Below are 22,248 nucleotides of genomic sequence, written 5' to 3' on the forward strand. Positions count from 1 at the left end.
CGCGTGTGCCACGCTTTGCCGATTGGTGAAAAAATGAAATTGCATTGATCGCCGTCAATTCGGTGCGCTGGCGCGTGCCGCCGACTTACCCTTGCAAAGGAGCATCATGACTGCCTCTACCCGGCCTGGACCCTTGTTAGTCATTACCGCAGTCGTCTTTATCCTGCTTGGACTGGCGCTCGCTGGCGGCGGCGCCTGGCTCGTCAGCCTCGGCGGTTCCTGGTATTACGTGGTGGCCGGCATCGGCATGCTCGTCGCGGGCGCGCTCGTGGGGAAGGGGCGGCGCAGCGCCCAGCTTTTCCTCGCGCTGCTGCTGTTTGCCACCCTGATCTGGTCCGTCATCGAAGTAAAGTTCGACTGGTGGCAATTGCTGCCGCGCCTCGATATCTGGTTTGCCGCCGCCGTCTGGCTGCTGCTGCCGTTCGTCGACCGCCGTCTGGCGCCGGCCCTGATCCACGGCGCCAAACCGCGCGACGCGGGCAAGAGCGCCCTGACGGCGGCCGTGCTGCTGACGGCCGCCGTGGCTATCTTTTCCCTGTTCCAGGATTACTACACCTTGCACGGCGAAGTGCTGGCCGAGAACATGGCAGCCGCGCCGCAGGGCGACTACGCGCCCGGCGTGGCGCCCAACGACTGGGCCGCGTATGGCCGCTCCGGCTATGGCGACCGCTACGCGCCGGCCGCGCAGATCACGCCGGCCAACGCCGCGCAGCTGCAACAGGCGTGGGTCTACCACACGGGCGACTTCAAGGGGCCGAACGATCCGGGCGAGATCGCCAATGAAGTCACGCCCCTGAAAGTGAACGGCATGCTGTACCTGTGCACGCCGCATAACATCGTCATCGCGCTCGATCCGGACACGGGCAAGGAGCTGTGGCGCCACGATCCGAAGATCAACCGCGACGCGTCCAGCTACCAGCACATGATCTGCCGCGGCGTCGCCTACTGGGACGTCAACGCGGGCCGCGCCAAGGGCGACCCTGCGCCCGAGGCGGCCGGCATGGAGTGCCCGCGCCGCATCTTCGCCCCCACCATGGATGCGACCCTGATCGCCGTCAATGCCGATACGGGCGAAGCGTGCAAGAGCTTTGGCGAAAACGGGGTGATCGGCCTGTACCACGGCATGGGCATGAAGAAACGGGGCTTTCTGATGCCGACGTCGCCGCCGGCCGTGGCGCAGAACGTGGTGGTGATGGCCGCCAGCGTGACCGATAACTTTTCCACGGAAGAACCGTCAGGCGTGATCCGCGGCTACGATCCCGTCACCGGCAAGCTGATGTGGAACTGGGATGCCTCAAACCCGGACGACACGGCACCCATCGCCGATGGCAAGACCTATACGAACAACTCGCCCAATTCCTGGGGCGTCTCCAGCGTGGATGAAAAGCTGGGCATGGTGTACGTGCCGATGGGCAATGAAACGCCGGACACGTGGGGCGGCAAGCGCAACCCGAATGGTGAAAAGTACAACAGCGCCATCGTCGCGCTCGATCTTGCCACGGGGAAAGTGCGCTGGGTCTACCAGACCGTGCACCATGATATCTGGGACATGGATATCGGCGGCCAGCCCACCCTGGTCGACATCGACACGCCGAAAGGCAAAGTCCCATCGGTCGTCGCCACGACGAAACGGGGCGACATCTACGTGATCGACCGGCGCGACGGCAGCCTGGTCGTGCCGGCGCCGGAAAAACCCGTGCCGACCGCCAACGCGGCCCCCGGCGACCGCCTGTCGCCCACGCAGCCGTTCTCGGCACTCACTTTCTTGCCCGAGAAACACATCAGCGAAACGGATATGTGGGGCACGACGCCGTTCGACCAGCTGGCGTGCCGCATCATCTTCCGCCAGCACCGCTACGAGGGGCCGTTCACGCCGCAAACGGTGGCCGAAGGCAAGATCAAGGGCGCCATCATCTCGCCCGGTCCGCTCGGCATCTTCGAGTGGGGCGGGGCGGCCGTCGATCCCGTGCGCCAGTTGCTGCTGGTCAATCCCGACTACATGGGCTTTCTGGAGCGGCTGGTGCCGCGCGCGCAAGCCAATGCGCCGGGCGGCACGGGCACGGAAATGGGCTTGCAGCCGCAGACGGGCGTGCCGTTCGCCGTGGAAATCAAGCCCTTCCTGTCGCCGCTGGGCTTTCCATGCCAGGCGCCGCCGTGGGGCTATGTGGCCGCTGTCGACTTGCGCACCATGAAAAAAGTCTGGATGCACAAGAACGGCACGACCATGGACAGCGCCCCCGTGCCCATCGCCTTGCCGCTGGGCGTGCCCAGCCTGGGCGGCATGAGCACGACGGGCGGCGGCGTGGCATTTCTCAGCAGCACGCTCGATTACTACATCCGCGGCTACGACGTGCGCAATGGCAAAACCGTCTGGAAAGCCCGCCTGCCGGCCGGCGGCCAGGCCACGCCGATGAGTTATGTCTCCGACAAGACGGGCAAGCAATATGTCGTCGTCATGGCCGGCGGCCATGGCTCCCTGGGCACGAAGATGGGTGACAGCCTGGTGGCGTTCGCCTTGCCGGACGAGGCGGTGAAGGGGGCGGGGAAAGGGAAGTAAGAAGAAAAGTAAGTGAAGCGCATCCGCGGCATGGTCTGGCCATGCCGCGGATGCGCCGCCATAAGGGCCCCGACGCTATGGCAAGCGGCGATTCAAGATGATGAGTTCGGCATTATCCGCGGTATCGTCCGCCAGCGGGTAGAGCACGACCGCATAAGCACGCTCCGTGGTCTTGTTGATGCTGGAAATGATCAATTTGTCAGCGGGTATCGACAGAACCTCGTTGGTCAGCAGGTTCCGGTAGCCTTGCACGCCTTTGCTATAGAATATTTCCAGTAATTTATCATTTTGCGTGGTCAGCCAGCCGTTTCCAAACTCGGTATTGAAGCGCGTGACGAAAGTGTCGTCAGCGATGTCGACTGGCAGCCATGTATTGAACAGCGGGTCGGCAAAGTCCGCCAATTCGATGATCTCGCTTGCCCCGGACGCAGCTATTTTTTCGATAATGATTTTATCGTTTTCTTGCGCCAGCAGATAAGAATCCTTGTCGAAGGAGGCGCTTAATATCTGCAAAACCGGGATATCCTTCGCCTCCATCTCCCGCGAGCGCGTGACGTTGCCTTTTTCATCGATCTCCCGGTGCAGCAGGATGCTGCCGTCATTGGCCAGCAAGTGGATCGCCTTGTTGCAAATGGCAATGCGGTTATTTGCGGGCAAGGGGATCTTGCTATTGTGTTTCTTCTTCAGCTTCCCATTGATAAACTCGATGGCCAGGATTTTGTCCGGTTTCTTATCGTCAAAATCCACATCGTGAAATATCGAATGTGAGTCCGTCGTTCCAATGAAGTCTCCTGTACATGGACGGTTACCCTTTGGTAATTCCACATCTTCACGATGAAAGACGGGAATGCTGATTTCCAGTTCTTTATCAGAATGATAGGGAATGACGGAAACATAATTTTCCTGATCCGGACTCAGGAACAGTGTCGGCAAGATGCCGTCATCCTCGACGTAGTTTTCAATACTGCCATCCATCCCGACAGTCGTATATATCAGCTTGTAGGTGCCATTTTTTTCGTAGACGTAATTAGCCAGCAGCGTCTTTTCAGCAAAGGAGATGCTGTCTTTGGCTGATACGGCTGTTTCAGCAAGCAGTGTTGTCATTGTGCCCCAGTCGCCCTGCGTGACAGACGATGTATAGGGCGCTACTTTGTCGAGGTTTTTCATGCGTCTGATGCTCTCCGTATTTTATTGTGCCGCCAATCCCAGTTTCAAGCCCACCGGCTTGCCCGGTACGGCCTCCGTTTTTTCCGGCGCACCCGCGCTGACCCTGGCCGCCGGCGTGCCGTCCTGCTGCAGGGCCGCCAGGATGGCCGCGCTGCGCTGGGCGCCCAGCTTGCTCAAGGCGTCGGCAGGCAGGGCTTGCCTGGCTTCCAGCTGCTCGCGCAAGCCGTTATAGAAAGTGCCCGTGTCGGCCACTTGCGGTTCGCCCTCGATCAGCTTGCCCAGGCGCTGCAGGACGGGGATCTTGGCCGTTGCCGGAGCGGAGGCAACGGCGGATGCCGCCGCTGTGGCTGGTACGGCCGATTCCGCCGCCTTCTTCTGCTTGTCCAGCTCGGCCTTGCCGAAGCGTTCCGCGTACAGCTCGCGCAGGGCGCCCCGTATCTTGCGTTCGCCTAGGTTCAGCGGTCCCGGTTCTTCGCCCGCTTCCAGTTTGATGCCGGCCTTGGCGGCGACGGCGCGGCGCACGGCCTGGGCGCGCAGGGCGGCCCCGTCCGTGTCGCTGTACTGGCCCGGCACGGCCAGCTTCAGCTGTTCGCGCTTGGCGAGGATCTGCGCCACCTGCTTGAGCTTTTCCCGTTCGGGCGGCAGCAGCACGGCGCTGCCCGCATCGAAATCGATGGCTTCCAGCTTGTCGGCGCTGATGCCCAGCAAGTTGCCCAGCGCGCGGAACGGCGCCGTGACGATCTTGGTCAGCACATTGCCCACGGCTTTCCAGATCAGCGCGCCGTAGCTGAATTGCGGGTCGTTCATGTCGCCCGACACGGGCAAGCCCAGGTCGATGCGCCCGTCGCTGTCCTTGAGGATGGCCAGCGCCAGTTCCAAAGGCAGCTTCAAGGCGTCCGGGCTGTCGATGCGCTCGCCCAGGGTCAGCTTGTCGAGCACGATCTGGTTGGTGCCGTCGAGCTGGCGGTTGCGCACCTTGTATTGCAAGTCCAGCGAAATCTTGCCTTCGGCCACCTTGTATCCGGCGAACTTCATCGTGTACGGCGAGGCGGAGACCATGTCGACGTTCTTGAAGACGACGTTCAAGTCCGTGTTGTCGGTCGGGGCGAAGGGATTTAATTGTCCGCGCACGCGGGCCAGGCCGAATTCGTCGATGCGGCCATCGAGTTCGATCTGGCTGCGCGCATCGCGTTTCGTCGACAGGCCCGTGACGACGCCGTTCAATTCATAGATTTTCGCCGCAAACTGGGGCCGCAGGCTGAGGTCGGCAAAGTCCAGCTTGGCATTCTGCAGGCGCACGCGGCGTACGCGCACGGGGAAGGCGGCGTCGGCCGCCTGCGCAGTGGCGGTCGCAGGAGCCGGGGAGGGCGCCGTGGCAGGCTCGGGCGGTTTCACCAGCAGGCGCTGCGCGTTCAGGCTGCGGTCGTTTTCGATGATCAGCTGGGCGTTCGGTTCGACCACGCGCAGCTCGGGGATGTCGACAAAATCGGGGCCCACGCTGGCCGTCAGCTTGTCGGCGCGCACGCTTTTCCATGAGGCAAAACGCTTGCCATCCGTTTCATTGAGCACGAGGCCGGCGATATCCACGCCGCCCTCATAGCGCACTTTGGGCGCTTTCGGCGCGCCGCCGCCCGTCGTCAGGCGGCCGCTGCCGGAGAGGGTGCCGCCCGCCAGCTTGAGCTTTACATGCTGCGCCAGCAAGGGTTGCACGGGCGCCAGGGTCAGCTGTTTCAAATTCAGCTGCGCATCGACGGCGCCCGTGCCCGGCACGAACTTGCCGTTGGCCGTCAACACTCCGCCTTCGCGCAGGCCCACGCCCAGCTCGAACGGCAGCGCCTGCTTCATATCGTTGCTGACCTTGTGCAGCGACAGGCGCGCGTCCTGCAGCGTGCCCTTGATGCCCGTGCCCGCATCGTCGAAACGGGCGCCGAACTTGCTCAGTTCTACCTTGTCTACCTGGGTGGACCACGGCGCGGAAGCGGTTTCCTTGCCTGCGTCGGCCTTGCTGGAGGCAAACACGGGCAGCTTTTGCGCAATCGCAAACTCTCCCTGGCGGTTGCGCGCCAGGTCGATCTGCGCGCCGCTGGCCGTCACGGCGCCCACGTGCACGGTATGCGCGGCCAGGTCGATCTTGCCTTCCGTAAAGCCCAGCTGGGCCAGCTTGAACGGCGTTTGCGTGCCGCGTTGCATGGCCAGATCGGCCAGGCTGAAATTCGCGCCGTCGATCACGGTAGCCATGCCCGCTGGCCCTTGCTGCAAGCCCAGCTGAAGCTGCAGTTGCAACTGTCTGGCGCTCAGTTGCAGGGCGGGCGAGACGGTTTCATCGATGGCGGACACGTCCACATTGGCCAGCGCCAGCTGTTTTAAATCCACCTTCCACTTGCCAGGTTTGGCTGGCGCGGCGGCGGCCGATGCTGCGGGGGCGGGATTGCCCGGCAGCATCAGGTTCGCCACGTCGATCTCGCCCTTGCTGTTGCGCCGCACGGCCACCTTGCCGCCGTACAGATTGATTTTATCCACCGTGACGTTCTGGCGCGCCAGATCCACGTTCACGCCGGCGATGCCCAGGGTGTCCAGCGATGTAAATGGCGCGCCCTTGCCATCTTGCACCAGCGCCAGGTCGCGCAAGGCCAGGCCCGCGCCCTTGACGGTCGCTTGCAGCGTGCCGTCGGCATAGGAAAAGGCGTAGGGAAGGCGCGCCGACAGCTTGCCGCTGGCCACCGTCGCGCGCGTGTACGCCTTCAAATACGCGGCCAGGCCGGGCAGGGCAGCGTCGTTCAGTATCAGTTCGCCTTCGCCGCGAATCGGGCTGAGGGAGGCCGTGCCGCGCCAGTGCAGCTTGCCGCCGCGCGCCGCATCGGCGCTGAGGCTGTAGCTGCCGTTGGCGTCGGGCAGGGTCGAGATATTGTCGAGCGTAAAGTTGATCGGCGTGAAGTTATCCGCATAGCCCGCCTTCTGGTCTTGCCAGTCCACTTTACCTTGTTCCAGCGCAAAGTGGCCGATGACGAGGCGCGGCATGCCGCCGTCGCTCTTTTCTGGATGATTGCGTTGCCAGGTGGCCAGCACTTCGGCCAGGTTGAACTTGCCATCCGGCGTGATGGTCAGCTGCGCCTGCGGCGCCGTGATGCGGATTTCCGCCAGGCTCCAGGCGCGGCGCACGATGGATTTCCATTCCAGCTGCACGGCCAGGGCGCCGATGGACAGCAGCGGCGCACCGCTCTGGCCATCCGCGCTGGCCGCCTCCTTGAAAGCGATCTGGTCCGCTTCCAGGCGCAGGGTAAACGGATTGAAGCGTACGGAGCTTATGCTGGCCTGGCGCGCCAGTTCTTTTTCTGCAAATTTGGGCAACTGATTCTTGATGACGTAGGGCACCAGCCAGAAGCCGGCCGCGCTGTAGGCGGCGAGGGCGCAGCCGGTGCCAAGGGCCCAGCGCTGCCAGCGTTTCCAGCGAAATGTTTTCGTCTGCACGCTTTTGTTGTCGATTGTGTTCACGAACTTACCTTTTGATCTTGTTGGGCGGCGCATCTTGGGCGCCGTGACTGTCAGTATGCCTCTTTGCGGCCTCGTCTGCAAAATTCAAACGTGTTCAAGTGACAACAGGCGCCACGGTGGCCTTGTTTCTTCTGTAAAACTCACACAAACTCACACAAACTCACTCTTACTTGATAATGATTCTCATTATCGGTATCATGCCCGCTAACCGTAAGTTTCCATTCGTACATATTTTCTCATTGAAAGCCCGATGTCATGCCTGTCGTTTCTCCCCGTACCCGCTTACTTCCAGTCGCCGCCGCCCTGTCGCTGGCCTTTGCTTCCCATGCGGCCCATGCCGCCAGCGGCCAGGATGACTTGACGGCTGGCGATGAGAAAGTCATGCAAGCCGTGCAAGTGACGGGTGCCCGCGCGCAAGGCCTGGTGCCCGTGACCACGGAAGCGGGCAGCTTTCGCGGCGCCAGCATCATGGACGTGCCCTCGACTGTCAACGTGATCACGCGCGCATTGCTGGAACAGCAAGCCGTGTCCGGCCTGTACGACGCCGTGCGCAATACGGCAGGCGTGACGCGCCAGCAAAACGGCGGCGAAACGTGGGATCAGCTGGTCATCCGCGGCATCGCCGTGGAAAACCGCACGAATTACCGCCTCAACGGCTCCATGCCCATCATGAACTTCTCGCAAGTGCCCATGGAAAACAAGGAGCGGGTGGAAGTGCTGAAGGGGGCTTCGGCCCTGTACTACGGTTTTACGTCGCCGGCCGGCGTCGTCAACTTCGTCACCAAGCGGGCTGGCAGCCAGCCCGTCACCAGCATGGGCCTGGTCCTTGACGACCGCGGCAGCGCCGTGGCGAATGTCGACGTGGGCCGCCGCTTTGGCGCGCAGCAGGAATTCGGCGTGCGCATCAACGCCGCCGGCGGCACCCTGGGTTCCTACCTCGATCATGTCGGCAATGGCAACCGCAGCTTTCTCTCCACCGCGCTGGACTGGCGCGTGACAAATAAACTGCTGCTGAAGGCCGACCTGGAATACGACCGCCGCAAGGTGACGGAACAGGCGGGCGTGGCCTTGCCGGCCGCCGTGAAAGGCGTGATCAGCCTGCCGCGCGCCGTCGACCCGCGCCAGCTGATCGGCCCGGACTGGTCGAATTTCGAGGCGCAGACGAAAAACGCGCAATTGCGCGCCGACTACGCCATCACGGACGGCTGGGCCCTGACGGTGGAGGCGGGCCACTCGGAAACGGCGCGCGACCGCCGCCTGGCCATCTTTCGCCTGAACAACGCGGCCGCGCTGGCCACGGGCGCGGGCCGCATCACGGGGAATATCCAGCACAGCGTGACGGCGTCGGATTTGCTGCGCGCGGAACTGGCCGGCAATTTCAATACGGGTTTGATTGCCCACGAACTGACCCTGGGCGCCTCGCGCACGGACAAATCCCAGGATCCTATCTACCAGAGCAACTATACGATCGCGGCGCAAAACCTGTACCAGCCCGTGCCCGTGACGAATGTCGTGTTCGGTCCCAAGCCAACGGCGCCCACGACGGCCGCGCTGGAGACGCGCGACACGGGCTTGTACGCGCTCGACCGCATGGTCTTCAGCCCGCAATGGCAAAGCGTCATCGGCATGCGCCGCAGCAGTTATCAAAGCGACCAGGGCGCCAGCCACTACGACGTCAGCAAGACGACGCCGATGGCCTCGCTGATCTACAAGGCCACGCCAGAACTGTCGTTCTACGCCTCGACGGCGCGGGGGCTGGAAGAGGGAGAAACTGGCCCGACGGGCACCGTCAACCAGGGCGTCAAGATGGCGCCCGGTGTCAGCAAACAAAAGGAACTCGGTGCGCGCTGGCTGACGCCGGGCGGCACCTTGCTGTCGGCCGCGCTGTTCGACATCACGCGCCCCGGCTACTACACGAATGCCAGCAATATATTTACGTCGGATGGCGAACAGCGCTATCGCGGCCTGGAAATCTCGACGCAAGGCAAACTGACGCGCCAGCTGTCGTGGCAAACGTCGGCCCAGCTGCTCGACCCCAGGTTCGCCAACATCAACGCCGACTACAACGGCAAGGCGCCGGAAAACGCGTCGAAACGCACGGCCAGCGCCTTCCTCGCCTACGCCTTCGACGCCGTGCCTGGCCTGTCCGTCAACGGCGGCGCGTATTATTACAGCGCGCGTCCCGTCAACGACCTGAACCAGGCCTTCCTCGGCGGCGTGAGCCTGTTCAGCGCGGGCGCCCGCTATGCGAGCCGCGTGCTGGACAAGGCCGTCGTGTGGCAGCTGAACGTGGAAAATCTTGCCGACAAGCGCTACTGGGCCGGCGCCGGCACGCGTCTGGCGTCCGGTGCGCCGCGCGCCATTAAGCTGTCGATGAAGGTGGATTTGTAAGAACGCCTATCAAAACCTACTGCGCGTCGTGATCTGCGGCCTGCGATGCTCACTGTGCTCAAGCACAGTTCCGCTTCTCAGCCACAGCTCCCTTCCGCTCGCTACGGTTTTGTTAGGCGTTGTAAGCAAGGCTTGACCTGCTCCCTGTGCGCAGGGGCCTTGCCCTGATACAATGTTGCCATGTTCATCAGCAAAAGCAAGGCCAGCATCGTCCTGTGGATCGCGTGTATCGCCATCTTCCTGGCCACGCTCGCCCCTACGGTGTCGCGCGCGCTGACGGTCGCCAGCGGCCTGGCCGTGCCCAGCCTGGAAATCTGCTCGGTGGCGGGCGGCATGAATATGTTGCCCGCAACATTGTCCACTGACGCGCCTGATACTTCCAAGGGCAGCATGCGCATGGGCGACTGCCCGTGCTGCAGCATGCATGCCGACACCTTGTCGATACCGCCCACCTTGCTCGTGCTCGCGTCAGGCGAGCTCATCACGGGCTTGCTGCCCGAACTGTTCTACCAATCCGCCACACCGCTGTTCGCCTGGACGCCTGTCCAGCCCCGTGGCCCGCCCGCCGCTTTCTGACCTGTCCCTTATCCTGAACTGCCTTGCGCCGCGCGGCAATGTGCTGTGCTGCGCTTGCGGCCGTTCGTCTGACCCATACAGAATCTGAAAGCAGCACCATGAAACATTTACCGTTCTTGATTTCCCTCGCCATCGCCATGCCCGCCGTGGCGCAAACGCGCAATGAAGCAGGCACCACCGTCTTGCCCGAGATGAAAGTCATCGTCACGGCCATAGGCGACGGCTACCGTCCCGCCGCCGACACGGCGCTGATGCTCAGCAGCACGCCCGGCTACAGCGTGGCGGCAGGCGGCGGCGTGTCCGGCTTGCCAGTCATCAATGGCTTTGCCGATGACCGCCTCAAGATTCGCATCGATGGCATGGAACTGACGTCCGCCTGTGCCAATCATATGAATGCGCCGCTGTCCTACATTGATCCGCAACAAGTGCAGCGCATCCGCCTGATCGCCGGCGTGACGCAAGTCAGCGCGGGCGGCGACAGCATCGGCGGCACCATCGAGGTGCAATCGAACGCGCCCGTGTTTGCACAGCCCGGCGCGGGGCTGCTCACGCAAGGCAGCTTCGCCGTGTCGGGGCGCAGCGTCAACAACAGCGTGGCGACCAGCGTGAACGCCTCGGCCGCCAGCGACACGCTGAGCATCGGCTACAGCGGCGCCACCACGCGCGGTCACAGCTATGAAGATGGCCACGGCAATAAAGTGCTGGCCAGCATGTATGAAAGCGTCAACCAGGCCATCGTGCTGGCGGCGAAGGGCGATGGTCAGCAGCTGACCCTGCGCGCCGGCGTGCAGCACATTCCGTACCAGGGTTTCCCGAACCAGTATATGGACATGACGGACAACCATGGCCAGTTTGCCAACCTGGCCTACCAGGGCACGTTTGCCTGGGGCGTGTTCGATGCGCGCGCCTACTGGCAGCAGACGGACCATGAGATGGGCTTTTTCTCGCCCGAGCGCAAGGGTTCGATGCCGATGATTACGCATGGACGCAACACCGGTTATGCCTTGATGGCCAGCCTGCCGACGGCGGCGGGCGAGTTGCGCCTGGGCCAGGAGTGGCACGGCTTCCGCCTCGACGACTACTGGCCAGCCGTGCCCGGTTCCATGATGATGGGGCCGCGCACCTACCTGAACATCAATGACGGCAAGCGCGACCGCACCGTGCTGTTCGGCGAACTGGAAACGCGCCACGCTGCGCGCTGGACGAGCGTGCTGGGCGTGCGCGGCGAATCCGTGCGCATGGATGCGGGCGACGTGCAATCGTACGGCACCAACATGATGAACATGCCGGATCTGATGGCTGCCAAAGCCTTCAATGCGCGCAGCCGCGGCCAGCGCGACACGAATATCGATGCCACGGCGCAAGCCACCTTCACGCCGGACCTTGCCAGCAGCTATGAATTCGCGCTGGCGCGCAAGGTGCGCTCGCCCAACCTGTACGAGCGCTACTCGTGGGGCCGCGGCTCGATGGCCATGACCATGACCAACTGGTTTGGCGACGGCAACGGCTATGTGGGCAGTATCGACCTGAAACCCGAGACGGCGTACACGGCGGCGTTCACGGCCGACTGGCATGGCGGCGGCGAGGAGGGCTGGTTCCTGCGCGTTAATCCCTATTACAGCAAGGTCGACAATTACATCGACGTCGACGTGCTGGCGTCTTTCCACCCGTACATGAAAATGGGCGCGAACGGCAATTTGCTGCGCTTTGCCAACCACGACGCCAAATTGTACGGCGCGAATGTGACCTGGCAGTTGCCGCTGGCCAGCAGCGCGCGCTGGGGCCGCTTCATGGCGACGGGCAACGCCGCTTACACGCGGGGCAAGCGCAGCGATGGCGGCGATTTGTACCGCATGATGCCGTTCAACGCCTTGCTGGCCGTCGAGCACAAGCTGGGCGCCTGGAGCAGCCGCATCGAAACAAAGATCGTGGCCCGCAAGGATAAGGTCGATGCCCGGCGCTTCGAACCGGAAACGGGCGGCTATGCGCTCGTCAACCTGCGCAGCAGCGTGGCATTGAACAAGATGGCCAGCCTGAGCGCCGGTGTCAGCAACCTGTTCAACCGCGCGTATGCGGACCCGCTGGGCGGCGTGTACTTGTCCGGCTTGAAGGCGAACGGCGGCGCGCTGCAAGCGTTGCCGGCCGAGGGCAGGTCGATTGATCTGGGGCTGCAGCTGAAGTTCTAACAGCTACGGCGCCTTCCAGATGCCGATGCGGGCTATGGAAGGCGCCTGCCGAACTTGCCGTGTCGGCGAAAGCCAGGTGCTCGTGACAATGTGCGCATGTTTCTTCTTGGTAATTTGTTATGCTGCATGGTGTCCTGTTTCTGGCGTCCCGTTTTCGGCGTTTGCCGCACAGGTGCGATAGCGAGGCTTGTTGCTATCGGTGGACAGCGTGCTGGCTGATAAAAAGGGTGTACATGATCGCATTTAAAGATTTCCGTTCTACTACGTCGGGCAGTCCTCTGTCCGACGGCATCGACAGAGCGCTGGTATTGGCCAATGAATGGCTGGCAAAAACGGGTGTACGTCCTGTTAACATTGAAACGCTCACGGAAACCAGGGGCGCGGTGTCGATATCCCAGGTTGAGCGCGGTCTGCGCGTGTGGTACGAAGTGGGTTCCGTACCGCCAGCAGCGTAAGGGGATGGATATTTTCCCCCGCAAACTGCTTGGCGAAGATGCCGCCGCCATCGTGCTGTCCCTAACCGTTGTCGCGTATGTGGCATCCTTGTTTTTAACGGCAATCGTGGACTCCCACGAAGTCTTGCTCGGTGGGGGCGTATTATTGCTCGGATGGTTAGGGCCGTTGGCCGGCAGTTTTGCCTGGTTTGCCAATCCGCCGCTTATTTTTGCCATGTACTTTTCGAAAGAGAAGCCCAGTGCCGCCATGGTGGCCGCCTTTTTTGGCTTTGCGCTGGCACTGACAACCTTCGGCCTTAAAATAATTCCTAGTGATAATGGTTCCTACACGGTGCTGGGCTTCGGTGCCGGATGCTATCTTTGGCTGGCCTGTTTTCCAGCCGTGTTCTTCGCATCGTTCTTGAGCAGCAGAAAATCCAGGGCGCTTGCTTCTGGCGAATAGTTCTGTTGCAGCAAGACAGGTGATCTCCCGTCACCCATTGCCTGATCAAGCATCCTTTGCCAGCGGCGCCAGGATGCGGTCTAATCATGGTTTGTTCCTACACGAGCTTGCCATGCTGCCCACTCCCGCCATCGCCGCGCTGCGCGAAAAATTTCCCCTGATTACAGAATTGATGGCCTTGCAGCCCTTGAGCTGGTTCAATCCCGCCATCGCGCCTGCGGCCGAGGCCTTGAACGACGTGGGCTTGACGGCGTCCGACGTGGCCGACGCCAGCGCGCGCCTGGCGCGTTTTGCGCCGTATCTGGCGAAGGCGTTTCCGGAAACGCAGGCCAGCGGCGGCGTCATCGAGTCGCCCGTGGTGCCGTTGCCCGCCATGCAGGCGGCGCTGGGTTTGGCGTCAGGCATGACGAACGGTCAGCTATGGCTCAAGCAAGACAGCCATTTGCCCATTTCCGGCTCGATCAAGGCGCGCGGCGGCATCTATGAAGTGCTGAAACACGCGGAAACGCTGGCGCTCGATGCCGGTTTGCTGAAGGAGGGCGACGATTACAGCCTGCTGGCCAGCGACGCCGTGCGCGCCTTCTTTGGCCAGTATGCGGTCGCCGTCGGCTCCACGGGCAATCTGGGATTGTCGATCGGCATCATGAGCGCGCGCCTGGGCTTTCGCGCCACCGTGCACATGTCGGCCGACGCGCGGCAGTGGAAAAAGGATAAATTGCGCAGCCATGGCGTCACGGTCGTCGAATACGCGACCGACTACAGCGTGGCCGTGGAAGCGGGGCGCAAGCAGGCGGAGGGCGACCCCACCTGCCACTTCGTCGACGATGAAAACTCGCACGATCTGTTCCTCGGCTACGCGGTGGCGGGCCAGCGCCTGCAAGCCCAGTTCGCCGCTGCCGGCGTCGCGGTCGATGCGCAGCATCCGCTGTTCGTCTACCTGCCGTGCGGCGTGGGTGGCGGCCCCGGCGGCGTGGCGTTTGGCTTGAAGCTGGCGTTTGGCGATGCCGTTCACTGCGTGTTCGTCGAGCCGACCCATTCGCCGTGCATGTTGCTGGGCGTGCACACAGGCTTGCACGAGGGAATCAGCGTGCAGGAAATCGGCATCGACAACCTGACGGCCGCCGATGGCTTGGCCGTGGGACGCCCGTCCGGCTTCGTGGGCCGGGCCATGCAGCGGCTGATCGACGGCTACGCCACCGTCACGGATGAAGAACTGTACCGCTTGCTGGCGACGCTTGAGCAAACGCAAGGCTTGCGCCTGGAACCGTCGGCCGTGGCCGGTTTCGCCGGCATTCCTGCCGTGCTGGCCGCGCCGCAATACCAGGCAACGCTGCCACAGGCCACGCACCTGGTGTGGGGCACGGGCGGCAGCATGGTGCCGGCGCAGGAAATGGCGGCCTACGTGGCCCGTGGCCGCGCGCAGCTGGCGGCCGGAGCCGCGTGATGCCGGCCGGCGCGCCGCGCATGTCCACGCTGACGGCCAGCCAGTTCGCCAACCTGCACACCTTTCTCGTGGCGGCGCGCCATGCCAGTTTCGCGCTGGCCGCGCAGGAACTGGCGCTCACGCCCAGCGCCGTCAGCCACCGCATCGCGCGGCTGGAAAGCAGCCTGGGCTTGCGGCTGTTCCAGCGCCTGACGCGGCAAGTCAAGCTGACGGCCGATGGCGAACGCATCTTCGCCGCCCTGCAAATCGGCTGGGACGGCTTGCAGGCGGCGCTGGCCGGCGGCGATGCGCTGGCGGGCAGCATCACCGTGCATGCGCGCCCGTCCATCGCCCAGTGCTGGCTGGTGCCGCGCCTGGCAGGGTTCGCCGCGCAGTTTCCGGACGTGTCGCTTGATTTGCGCGTGGGCAATGAAAGCGTGGACTTTCGCGCCGGTCAGGTCGACCTTGCCTTGCACTATGGCGACGGCCACTTTCCCGGCCTGGCCTCGCGCAAGCTGATGGATGAATGGCTGGCGCCCGTGTGCAGTCCGCAATATGCGCGTGAACATGGCCTGTTTGACGCGCCGCAACACCTGGCCGGCGCAACTGTGCTGCACGATACCCTGGCCTGGCCCGCCTGCGCGCCCGACGCCGAGTGGCGGCTGTGGCTGGACGGGCAGGCGCCCGAGGTGACCTTGCCCGCGCGCAGCCTGCGTTTCGACCGCGCCGACCTGAGCGCGCAGGCGGCCATCCACCACGCGGGCGTGGCCATGGGCCGGCGCCAGCTGGTGCAGCCGTGGCTCACCAGCGGCCAGCTGGTGCTGCCGTTCGGCGCTTTCGGCTTGCCCAGTCCGCAGGCGTATTACCTTGTGCATGCCGCGCGGCCGCTGCCGGCCAGGGTACAGGCCTTGTTCGACTGGCTGCTGGGGCAGGCAATTTGATACACTGCGCCCCTCATTGAAACGCGCACGAAAGAATGCCCATGCAGCCATCCCCATCGACCTCGACCGCGCCGCCGCAATTGCGCGAGTTACGCAGCACCGCGCTGGCCTGCCTGCTGGAACCGGACCCGGCCACCAAGGTGGCGATGGTGGCGGCCATGGCCGAGGCGCAACTTTCTCTCGATGCGCAGGCGCCGCTGGCGCCCACCGGCGCCGTGCCGGGACGTCCCGAGCGTCCGGAACTGGTGCCGCCGCGCCTCGTGGGGCGGCGTTCGATGATCACGCCGGAAGGGCGCGCCATGCTGGTGCACGCGCTCGCGCACATCGAATTCAATGCGATGAACCTGGCGCTCGACGCCCTGTGGCGTTTCCCGGACTTGCCCTTTGAATACTACACGGACTGGCTGCGCGTGGCGAAAGAGGAAGCGACGCACTTCGCCATGCTGCAGGCGCACCTGCAGGTGCTGGGCCACGCGTATGGCGACTTTCCCGGCCACGACAGCCTGTGGGAAATGGTCGACAAGACGCGCGGCGACGTGCTGGCGCGCATGGCGCTGGTGCCGCGCACCCTGGAAGCGCGGGGCCTCGATGCGATTCCGCCCCTGCGCGCCAAGCTGGCGCAGGCGGGAGACATGGCCGCCGCCGCCATCCTCGACATCATCCTGCGCGATGAAGTGGGGCACGTCGAGATCGGCAACCGCTGGTATGGCTATCTGTGCGATCAACGGGGCCTGGAATTGCGCGCCACCTATGCCGAGCTGGCGCTGCGCTACGAAGCGCCCACCCTGCGCGGCCCGTTCAACCTGGAAGCGCGGCGCCGGGCCGGCTTTTCGGAGCTGGAATTGTCCGACTTGCCGGCCTGAGCCGCTGCATGCCCGCCGCCGGGACGCTCAGGGATGGGCCGTCAGGCTCAGGTGCCAGTGGCTCAGGTGGGCGGGATCGATGCTCACCTTGGCGGGTTTGGCCCAGGCCGGCACGCCGGGTATCCTGGCGTTGGGCGGGTTGGCAAAGCGGCCGTCGACGAGGGCCAGCTTGACGAAGCTGTGGCCGACGTAGATGACGCGCGTGGCGCCCTGTGCCGCTTCCAGCGTCAGCATGGCCCGGTTGGCCGCGATCCACGCCACCAGCAATGCCAGTCGCGGTTTTTTCGGCAGGCCGGCCGCCACTTCGGCCTGCGCGTCGTTGATCAGCTTGCGGATGCTGGCGCCGTTGCCGGCGCCGCCCAGCGTATCCGTGTAGCCGCCCGCGCCGTCCGCGTAGCGCATGTCGATCTGCTGGCCATCGCTGTGGCCGCTATGTCCGAGGATGGAGCGGCCCGCCGCCGTTTGCGTCACATGCTGGCCGCTGATGTCGTCGAAGCGGTAGGGCTTGTTCAACAGCCAGGCGATCGTCAGGCGCGTGGCCCACGAGTCGCCGCCCGCATCGCGGGCGCCGTAGCGCCGCGCCGCCAGCGCCGGCTCGTTGTTGGCCAGGTACAAGGGGATGAAGGCCGTGTCGCCCTTGAAATCCACCTGGCCCCCTTCGGCCGGATCGGACGTCGCTTCGCTGCCGTCGATCTGCCCCTTGAGGCGGATGGTGACGACGGCCTTCTTGTCGATCTTGTTGCCGGCAAAGGTGGGCAGCACCAGGCCCTCAAACTTGACCTTGCCGGGATTCTTGGTGTTTGCCTGGGCCAACAGGTTGTCGGCGCTGAACGACGGGTTGCCGCCGCCGGCGGATATGCCGATGTTGACTTCCGTAATGGTGGCCGCCGCCGGCGTGTACTGCAGTTCCAGCGGTACCGTGTGGGTCGGCGTGGTGGCGCCTTGCGACACGGAAACATAGGGGCCCGGCAAGTTGCCCGCTACCTTGATCGGTTGCAAGATGGGATGGCCATCCTTGTTGGGTGACAGAAATTGCGCCTTGCTGACTTTCAAACCCTTGCACGCCAGGCTCAGCTCTACCTGGGTGACGGTCGGCAGCAGGCTGTCGCCGATATTCGTGGCGCTGACGGCGCCGCCGAGGGCCAGGGCGCCATTCACGGTTTGCTTGCTGACATCGATACAATCGGTCTTGACGATGGTTCCCTGCGTGAAGTGCGACTGGTTCACGGCGCCGGCGGCTGCCAGGTTGGCGCCGGGCAAACCGAGCACGGCATATGACCAGGTGTCGTTGAAACGGCTTTGCTGCGTCGTGTACGCCGGATATTCGGCGGTGCTGACGGTGATCTTCACGCCCACGTATTTCGTGCCTTGCGGCACCGTGTAGGCGATGGGGACGCTGATGGTCTGGCCTTGCGCGGCCGCCGCGGCCGTAAAGGTCTGGCTGCCCTCGCCATTGAGCGGCGTGGCAGCGGGCGGCGGGACCGCATCTTCCTGCGCGCTGCGCGCGGGCGGCGCGCTGCCGTCCTGGGTGACGGTGCCGGCGACAAAGGCGCCGCCGGCAGCTGGCTTGGCCGCCGACGCCGCATAGGGATAGACGATGCCGACGTTGACCGTCGTGCTGTTCGGAAAGACGGCAGCGCTGATGCTGACCGCATTCGGATGTTCGAGGTCGTTCAGGGTCAGCTGGTAGGTGTCCGGGATGACGCCGTCGAAGCGGAAGGCGCCCTTGGCGTCGATCACGGCCACGCGGCGCTGGTGGAGGTTATAGCCGGCCAGCAAGATCTTCTTGCCGGCCAGGCCCGTGGCATTGCTGCCCGTCGGCGTGCGCATCTGCCCCAGCAGCACGGTGCTCGATTTGATGACGGTCAAGGCATACGAGACGGCAAATTCGCCGTCCTGCGAAACGAAGTTGAGCTGCATGTCGAGCGCGCCGGAGGGCAGGGTTGCCAGCAACTGCTGCATGGCCGTGGCGCTGATGGTGAAGCTGCCCGTATCGGGATGGAACACCCAGAACGGCTTCAAGGCGACGGCCGTGCCGCCGGGCGCCGCCAGGAAGCCGTCGCTGTCGTTCTGCAGGGCCAGCGCCGGTGCGCCGCTCAGGCGCAATGTCAGGCCGCCGGCCTGCAGCGTATTGTTCGGCCCCAGTCCCGTGATGGCCAGCTTGGGCGGCGTTGCCGGCAGGCTGCCATCGTCGAGCGGTTCGACATAGGTTTCCACCGCCGTCGGCACTTCCGTCTGGATCAGCACATCGAAGATGGCGACCGTAGCACCCTTGCTGATGAAAAATTGCGCATGCTGGTCGCTGCCCGTATCGCCGGGCGTGGAAAAGCGCAGGCTGCCATCCTTGAGCAGCACGTCGGTGATGGCGCCGGCGGCCTTGACGCTGTCGGCGCCATCCGGAAAGCCCAGGGCGTCCAGCGGCAGCACCACCACCTGCGCAGGCCGCACGGGGGCGAGCGCCACGCTGTCGCCGGCCGTGACGTTCCACACGAGGCCGCCCATTTCGAACGGACGCGTGCGGTCGATGCGCAGCACGATGACGTCGGTGGCGGTGACCGTCGCTCCTGCCGCGATGCTGCCGGCCAGGACATCGCCGTCGACGATGGTGGCGTCGTCCGGCGTACTGGCGAGGACGGCATGCACATTGTTTGCCGTGTCGCTGCCGTTGTTGCGGATGCTGACGCGAAACGTGTATTCGTAAATCCTGCGGTTGACGCGCCGCTCCGCCGTCTTGCGCAGCGACGTGACGTCAAAGGGACCGGCGGCTACGCCGGCATCCGTGCCATCCATGGCCGCTGGCGCCGCATCCTTGCCGGCGTCCTCTGGCGTGGCTGCCGCCTCTCCGTCCGCTGCCGCCAGCATGACTTTCGGCGTGGGCGGCTGCGTCGGGTCGTTCGAGCCGCCGCAGGCGCACAGGCCCGCAGCCAGCAATGGGACCAGCGCGGCGGCGGCCAGTTGCCGGCGCCGCAGGCACAGCATGGCCAGCACGCCGGCCAGCAGCAGCCATGGCGTGGCGGGCAGGGGCACGGCGGCCGCCTGCGTGAAGCCCGCGTCGAGCTCGGTGAAAGAGACGGGGTCGAGAATGGAAAACGGCTGGGCGCCGGGGCTGCCCGCGCCCAGGTAATCGAAGGTGACGGAAAAGCCCGTGGCCGTGGCGCCGGGGGCAATGCCGCCCAGCAAGGCCAGCGCATCGAAGTAGCCGCTGGCGGGAATGGCGGGATCGGGCTGCACCAGCAGCACATCCCAGCCGGGCGCCATGGAGACGTTCTGCAGGTTGGCGTACGTGCCCTCGCTGAAGAACAAGGTGAATTCGGCGATGGGCACGGCCAAGGTGGTATTGCTGACCGTGTAGTCGTAGCGCCACTGCGTGCCGCCCAGCGACGTCGCCGTGTAGCCGATGCTGGTGGCGCGTGCGGCCGGCAACATGCATAGCATGATGCATAAGAGCAGCGCTTGTTTGAGGTATCTCATGTGCACTCCCTGGTATGGTGATTTTGCATGGCGCATGCGGATCACGAAGCAGGAAGCGTTCCCGTCAGGTTTTTCCTTTTTAAACAAGGGCTTGCCGCACAGGCTGGCGGCGGGTGTCAAATCTGCCGACACTGCTTCTTATGGATGAGCCTGTCAGCGCTGTCCTACCCGTCTTGTCGAAAGCGTCTGATTGTATGCCTTGCGGAAACACGCGATGATCGTGTTCATGCTGCAACAGTCAACCAATCCGATGGAGTATGCGATGCACAAGCCTGACCAGTCTTTTCACGTGAACAAGCCATTCCTGCTGATCTGCCTGTTCACGTGCTCGACCCTGGCGGCCAGCCTGATGCCCGCAGGCGACGCTGTCGAAGCGGACACGGGTCCGGCGCCGATGGCGCGCGAGGCTGGCCATGCGACACTGCCGGTATGCAGTACCGACGCGCTCAAGTTGTCCGCCCATTGCCAGCCTGGCCGCCAGGCTTGATGCCAGCCTGCAGCCGCTGCTGCGCCCGCGCGCGGCGCGGCCCGTTGCCTGCAGATGGCCGTTGGCGTGCGGAACCTGCCGGGCTTGCCCACCCGGCGCGCCGTTATGCTAAGGTGCGCATTCGTAACGCCGTGCGCGGCAGACAGGAGCAGCAGATGTTTGGCAGAAAAAAGAATCTGGAAGAAGACCACGCCCCCCAGGCCGACAAGCAGTATGAAAAGAAATACACGGATGACAGTTTCTGGGACAAGGTCGTCAAGTTCGCCAGGACGGCGGGGCGCGAAGTCATCGAGAAAGCCCTGTGGCTGTACTACGCGGCGCAGCAGCCGAATACCCCGCTGTGGGCCAAGACGGCCATCTATGGCGCGCTCGGCTATTTTATCTCGCCCATCGATGCGATTCCCGACATCACGCCCGTGGTCGGCTATGCGGACGACCTGGCCGTGCTGGCGGCAGCCGTCGCCACGGTCGCCACCTACATCACGGCCGACGTCAAGGAACGGGCCGCCGACAAACTGCGCGGCTGGTTCGGCGCCTAGCCTTTCTTGGCCGCCGGCGCGCTGCTGCCGCCATGCGCCAGCAGGCGCAGCACGACTTCTTTCTGGAATGAACGAAACTCCTTGTCGGCGCTGACGTTGGCGAAGGCCAGCACGGCCGTCTTGCTGGCGCGGTCGACGCAGACGACGGACGCGGCGCCCGGGTCGCCGCCGCTGTGCGTGGCCAGCGGCTTGCCGTCGACGTCGCGCAAGAGCCACACGAGGGCTTGGCGCACGGAAGAGTCGGCGGGCACGACGGGGGCCGCTTGCGGGGCAAAAAACAATTGCAGGGTGGCATCTTGCAGGTAGCGGTGGCCATCGACCCGGCCGCCATTGCTGAAGATGGCCAGGAAACGGGCAAAGTCATGCGCCGAGCTGCGCAGCAGGCCGGCCGGCCAGTCCGGGTAGCCGACGGGCGGCAGCACTTGCAGGCCCGGCTCCTTGTGCGCATACGGCTGGGCCACGACGGCGCGCCGCGGCAAGCCGGCCAGGCTCCACGCCGTGTTGTCCATGCCCAGCGGCTCGAACAAGTGCTCGTGCGCAAAGGCGTCGAGGCCATCGGGGTTCAAGCGGCCCACCAGATAGCCGAGCAGGGCGATGCCGACATTGCTGTAGCGCCATTCCGTGCCGGGCCGGGCCGCAAACGACACATCCGCGTCATACCAGGCGCCGCCGCGCGACAGATAGCCCTTGACGAAGTCGCGCAGCGGCAATCGGGGGTCGCCCTGCACGGCAAATGCTGTCGTCTTGTCGTACACGGCGTCGGAAATGCCCGAGGTGTGGCTGAGCAAGTGCCGAAAGGTGATGGGCACGTCGGGGAACTTTGGATGCATGAGCGGGAAGTCCAGGTAGGCCGCCACCTTGTCGTCGAGCTGGAAGGCGCCCTGTTCCAGCAGCATCATGACGGCCGTGGCCGTGACGAGCTTGCTGACGGAGGCGACATGGAACACCGTGTTGGCGTCGGCCTTCTTGCCGGCCTCGATGTCGGCCCAGCCATAGCCGCGCGCGAAGATGGTCTGTTCGCCGCGCACCACGGCCACGCTCATGCCCGGCGTTTCCGTGCGGGCCAGGCCATCGCGCATGAAGCCGTCAAATTCCGTTTCCCACGCCAGCCTGGCCGGATCGGTGGCGCAACCCGTCTGCAGCAGGGCCAGTGAGACGCCCAGTCCCAGCACGCTTCTTCGTTTCATTGATTCTTTCTTTAGCCATTTTTAATTATCTTAACAATATTTCTGCCCGCCATAGGGGCGATTGACAAAAC

Annotated in this window: 15 protein-coding genes; 11 read left to right on the forward strand and 4 right to left on the reverse strand. The window is 64.2% G+C overall.

Going from position 1 to position 22,248, the window contains the following annotated elements:
- Positions 1-106: 106 nt before the first annotated feature.
- Complete coding sequence (locus AC07X6_RS02530) at positions 107-2,557, forward strand: membrane-bound PQQ-dependent dehydrogenase, glucose/quinate/shikimate family (RefSeq protein ID WP_494789994.1); 2,451 nt, start codon at positions 107-109, stop codon at positions 2,555-2,557.
- Between the two features lie 75 nt (positions 2,558-2,632).
- On the opposite strand, the gene AC07X6_RS02535 is transcribed toward AC07X6_RS02530, so the two are convergent.
- Positions 2,633-3,724, reverse strand: a complete 1,092-nt coding sequence (locus AC07X6_RS02535) for a hypothetical protein (RefSeq protein WP_494789995.1) — start codon at positions 3,722-3,724, stop codon at positions 2,633-2,635.
- A gap of 21 nt (positions 3,725-3,745) precedes the next feature.
- Positions 3,746-7,216: a DUF748 domain-containing protein gene (locus AC07X6_RS02540; RefSeq protein WP_494789996.1), complete on the reverse strand. Its 3,471-nt coding sequence runs from the start codon at positions 7,214-7,216 to the stop codon at positions 3,746-3,748.
- Between the two features lie 255 nt (positions 7,217-7,471).
- Between AC07X6_RS02540 and AC07X6_RS02545 the strand changes: the two genes are divergently transcribed.
- The 8 genes from AC07X6_RS02545 to AC07X6_RS02580 all read left to right on the forward strand — a co-directional run bounded on the left by AC07X6_RS02545 (position 7,472) and on the right by AC07X6_RS02580 (position 16,493).
- On the forward strand, positions 7,472-9,607 hold the full coding sequence (locus AC07X6_RS02545; RefSeq protein ID WP_494789997.1) for a TonB-dependent siderophore receptor: 2,136 nt from the start codon (positions 7,472-7,474) through the stop codon (positions 9,605-9,607).
- A 180-nt stretch (positions 9,608-9,787) separates the two neighbouring features.
- Positions 9,788-10,183: a DUF2946 domain-containing protein gene (locus AC07X6_RS02550; protein WP_494789998.1), complete on the forward strand. Its 396-nt coding sequence runs from the start codon at positions 9,788-9,790 to the stop codon at positions 10,181-10,183.
- Between the two features lie 98 nt (positions 10,184-10,281).
- Positions 10,282-12,369 (forward strand): TonB-dependent receptor, encoded by a 2,088-nt coding sequence (locus AC07X6_RS02555; RefSeq protein WP_494789999.1) that lies wholly within the window; start codon positions 10,282-10,284, stop codon positions 12,367-12,369.
- Between the two features lie 233 nt (positions 12,370-12,602).
- Positions 12,603-12,824: a hypothetical protein gene (locus tag AC07X6_RS02560; protein ID WP_494790000.1), complete on the forward strand. Its 222-nt coding sequence runs from the start codon at positions 12,603-12,605 to the stop codon at positions 12,822-12,824.
- A 4-nt stretch (positions 12,825-12,828) separates the two neighbouring features.
- A complete protein-coding gene (locus AC07X6_RS02565) occupies positions 12,829-13,266 on the forward strand; it encodes a hypothetical protein (protein ID WP_474291002.1) in 438 nt (145 codons plus the stop codon).
- 112 nt (positions 13,267-13,378) lie between these two features.
- Complete coding sequence (gene dsdA / locus AC07X6_RS02570) at positions 13,379-14,710, forward strand: D-serine ammonia-lyase (RefSeq protein WP_494790001.1); 1,332 nt, start codon at positions 13,379-13,381, stop codon at positions 14,708-14,710.
- A 20-nt stretch (positions 14,711-14,730) separates the two neighbouring features.
- Positions 14,731-15,630, forward strand: a complete 900-nt coding sequence (dsdC, locus tag AC07X6_RS02575) for a DNA-binding transcriptional regulator DsdC (RefSeq protein ID WP_494790002.1) — start codon at positions 14,731-14,733, stop codon at positions 15,628-15,630.
- A 41-nt stretch (positions 15,631-15,671) separates the two neighbouring features.
- Positions 15,672-16,493: a ferritin-like domain-containing protein gene (locus AC07X6_RS02580; RefSeq protein WP_494790003.1), complete on the forward strand. Its 822-nt coding sequence runs from the start codon at positions 15,672-15,674 to the stop codon at positions 16,491-16,493.
- Between the two features lie 27 nt (positions 16,494-16,520).
- Here AC07X6_RS02580 and AC07X6_RS02585 read toward each other — a convergent pair whose 3' ends face one another.
- Positions 16,521-19,964 (reverse strand): hypothetical protein, encoded by a 3,444-nt coding sequence (locus tag AC07X6_RS02585; RefSeq protein WP_494790004.1) that lies wholly within the window; start codon positions 19,962-19,964, stop codon positions 16,521-16,523.
- 226 nt (positions 19,965-20,190) lie between these two features.
- Here AC07X6_RS02585 and AC07X6_RS02590 point away from each other — a divergent pair, with 226 nt between their 5' ends.
- The gene (locus AC07X6_RS02590; RefSeq protein WP_230538206.1) at positions 20,191-20,451 is read left to right on the forward strand and encodes a hypothetical protein; all 261 of its coding nucleotides are present in this window, start codon (positions 20,191-20,193) and stop codon (positions 20,449-20,451) included.
- A gap of 155 nt (positions 20,452-20,606) precedes the next feature.
- Positions 20,607-20,990 (forward strand): YkvA family protein, encoded by a 384-nt coding sequence (locus AC07X6_RS02595; protein WP_230538205.1) that lies wholly within the window; start codon positions 20,607-20,609, stop codon positions 20,988-20,990.
- Here the strand turns inward: AC07X6_RS02595 and AC07X6_RS02600 are convergent.
- The gene (locus AC07X6_RS02600; RefSeq protein ID WP_494790005.1) at positions 20,987-22,177 is read right to left on the reverse strand and encodes a serine hydrolase domain-containing protein; all 1,191 of its coding nucleotides are present in this window, start codon (positions 22,175-22,177) and stop codon (positions 20,987-20,989) included. The two genes, AC07X6_RS02595 and AC07X6_RS02600, sit on opposite strands and share 4 nt — an antisense overlap.
- Positions 22,178-22,248 lie beyond the last annotated feature (71 nt).

The organism is Janthinobacterium sp. GW460-12-1-14-LB5, from assembly GCF_059423585.1.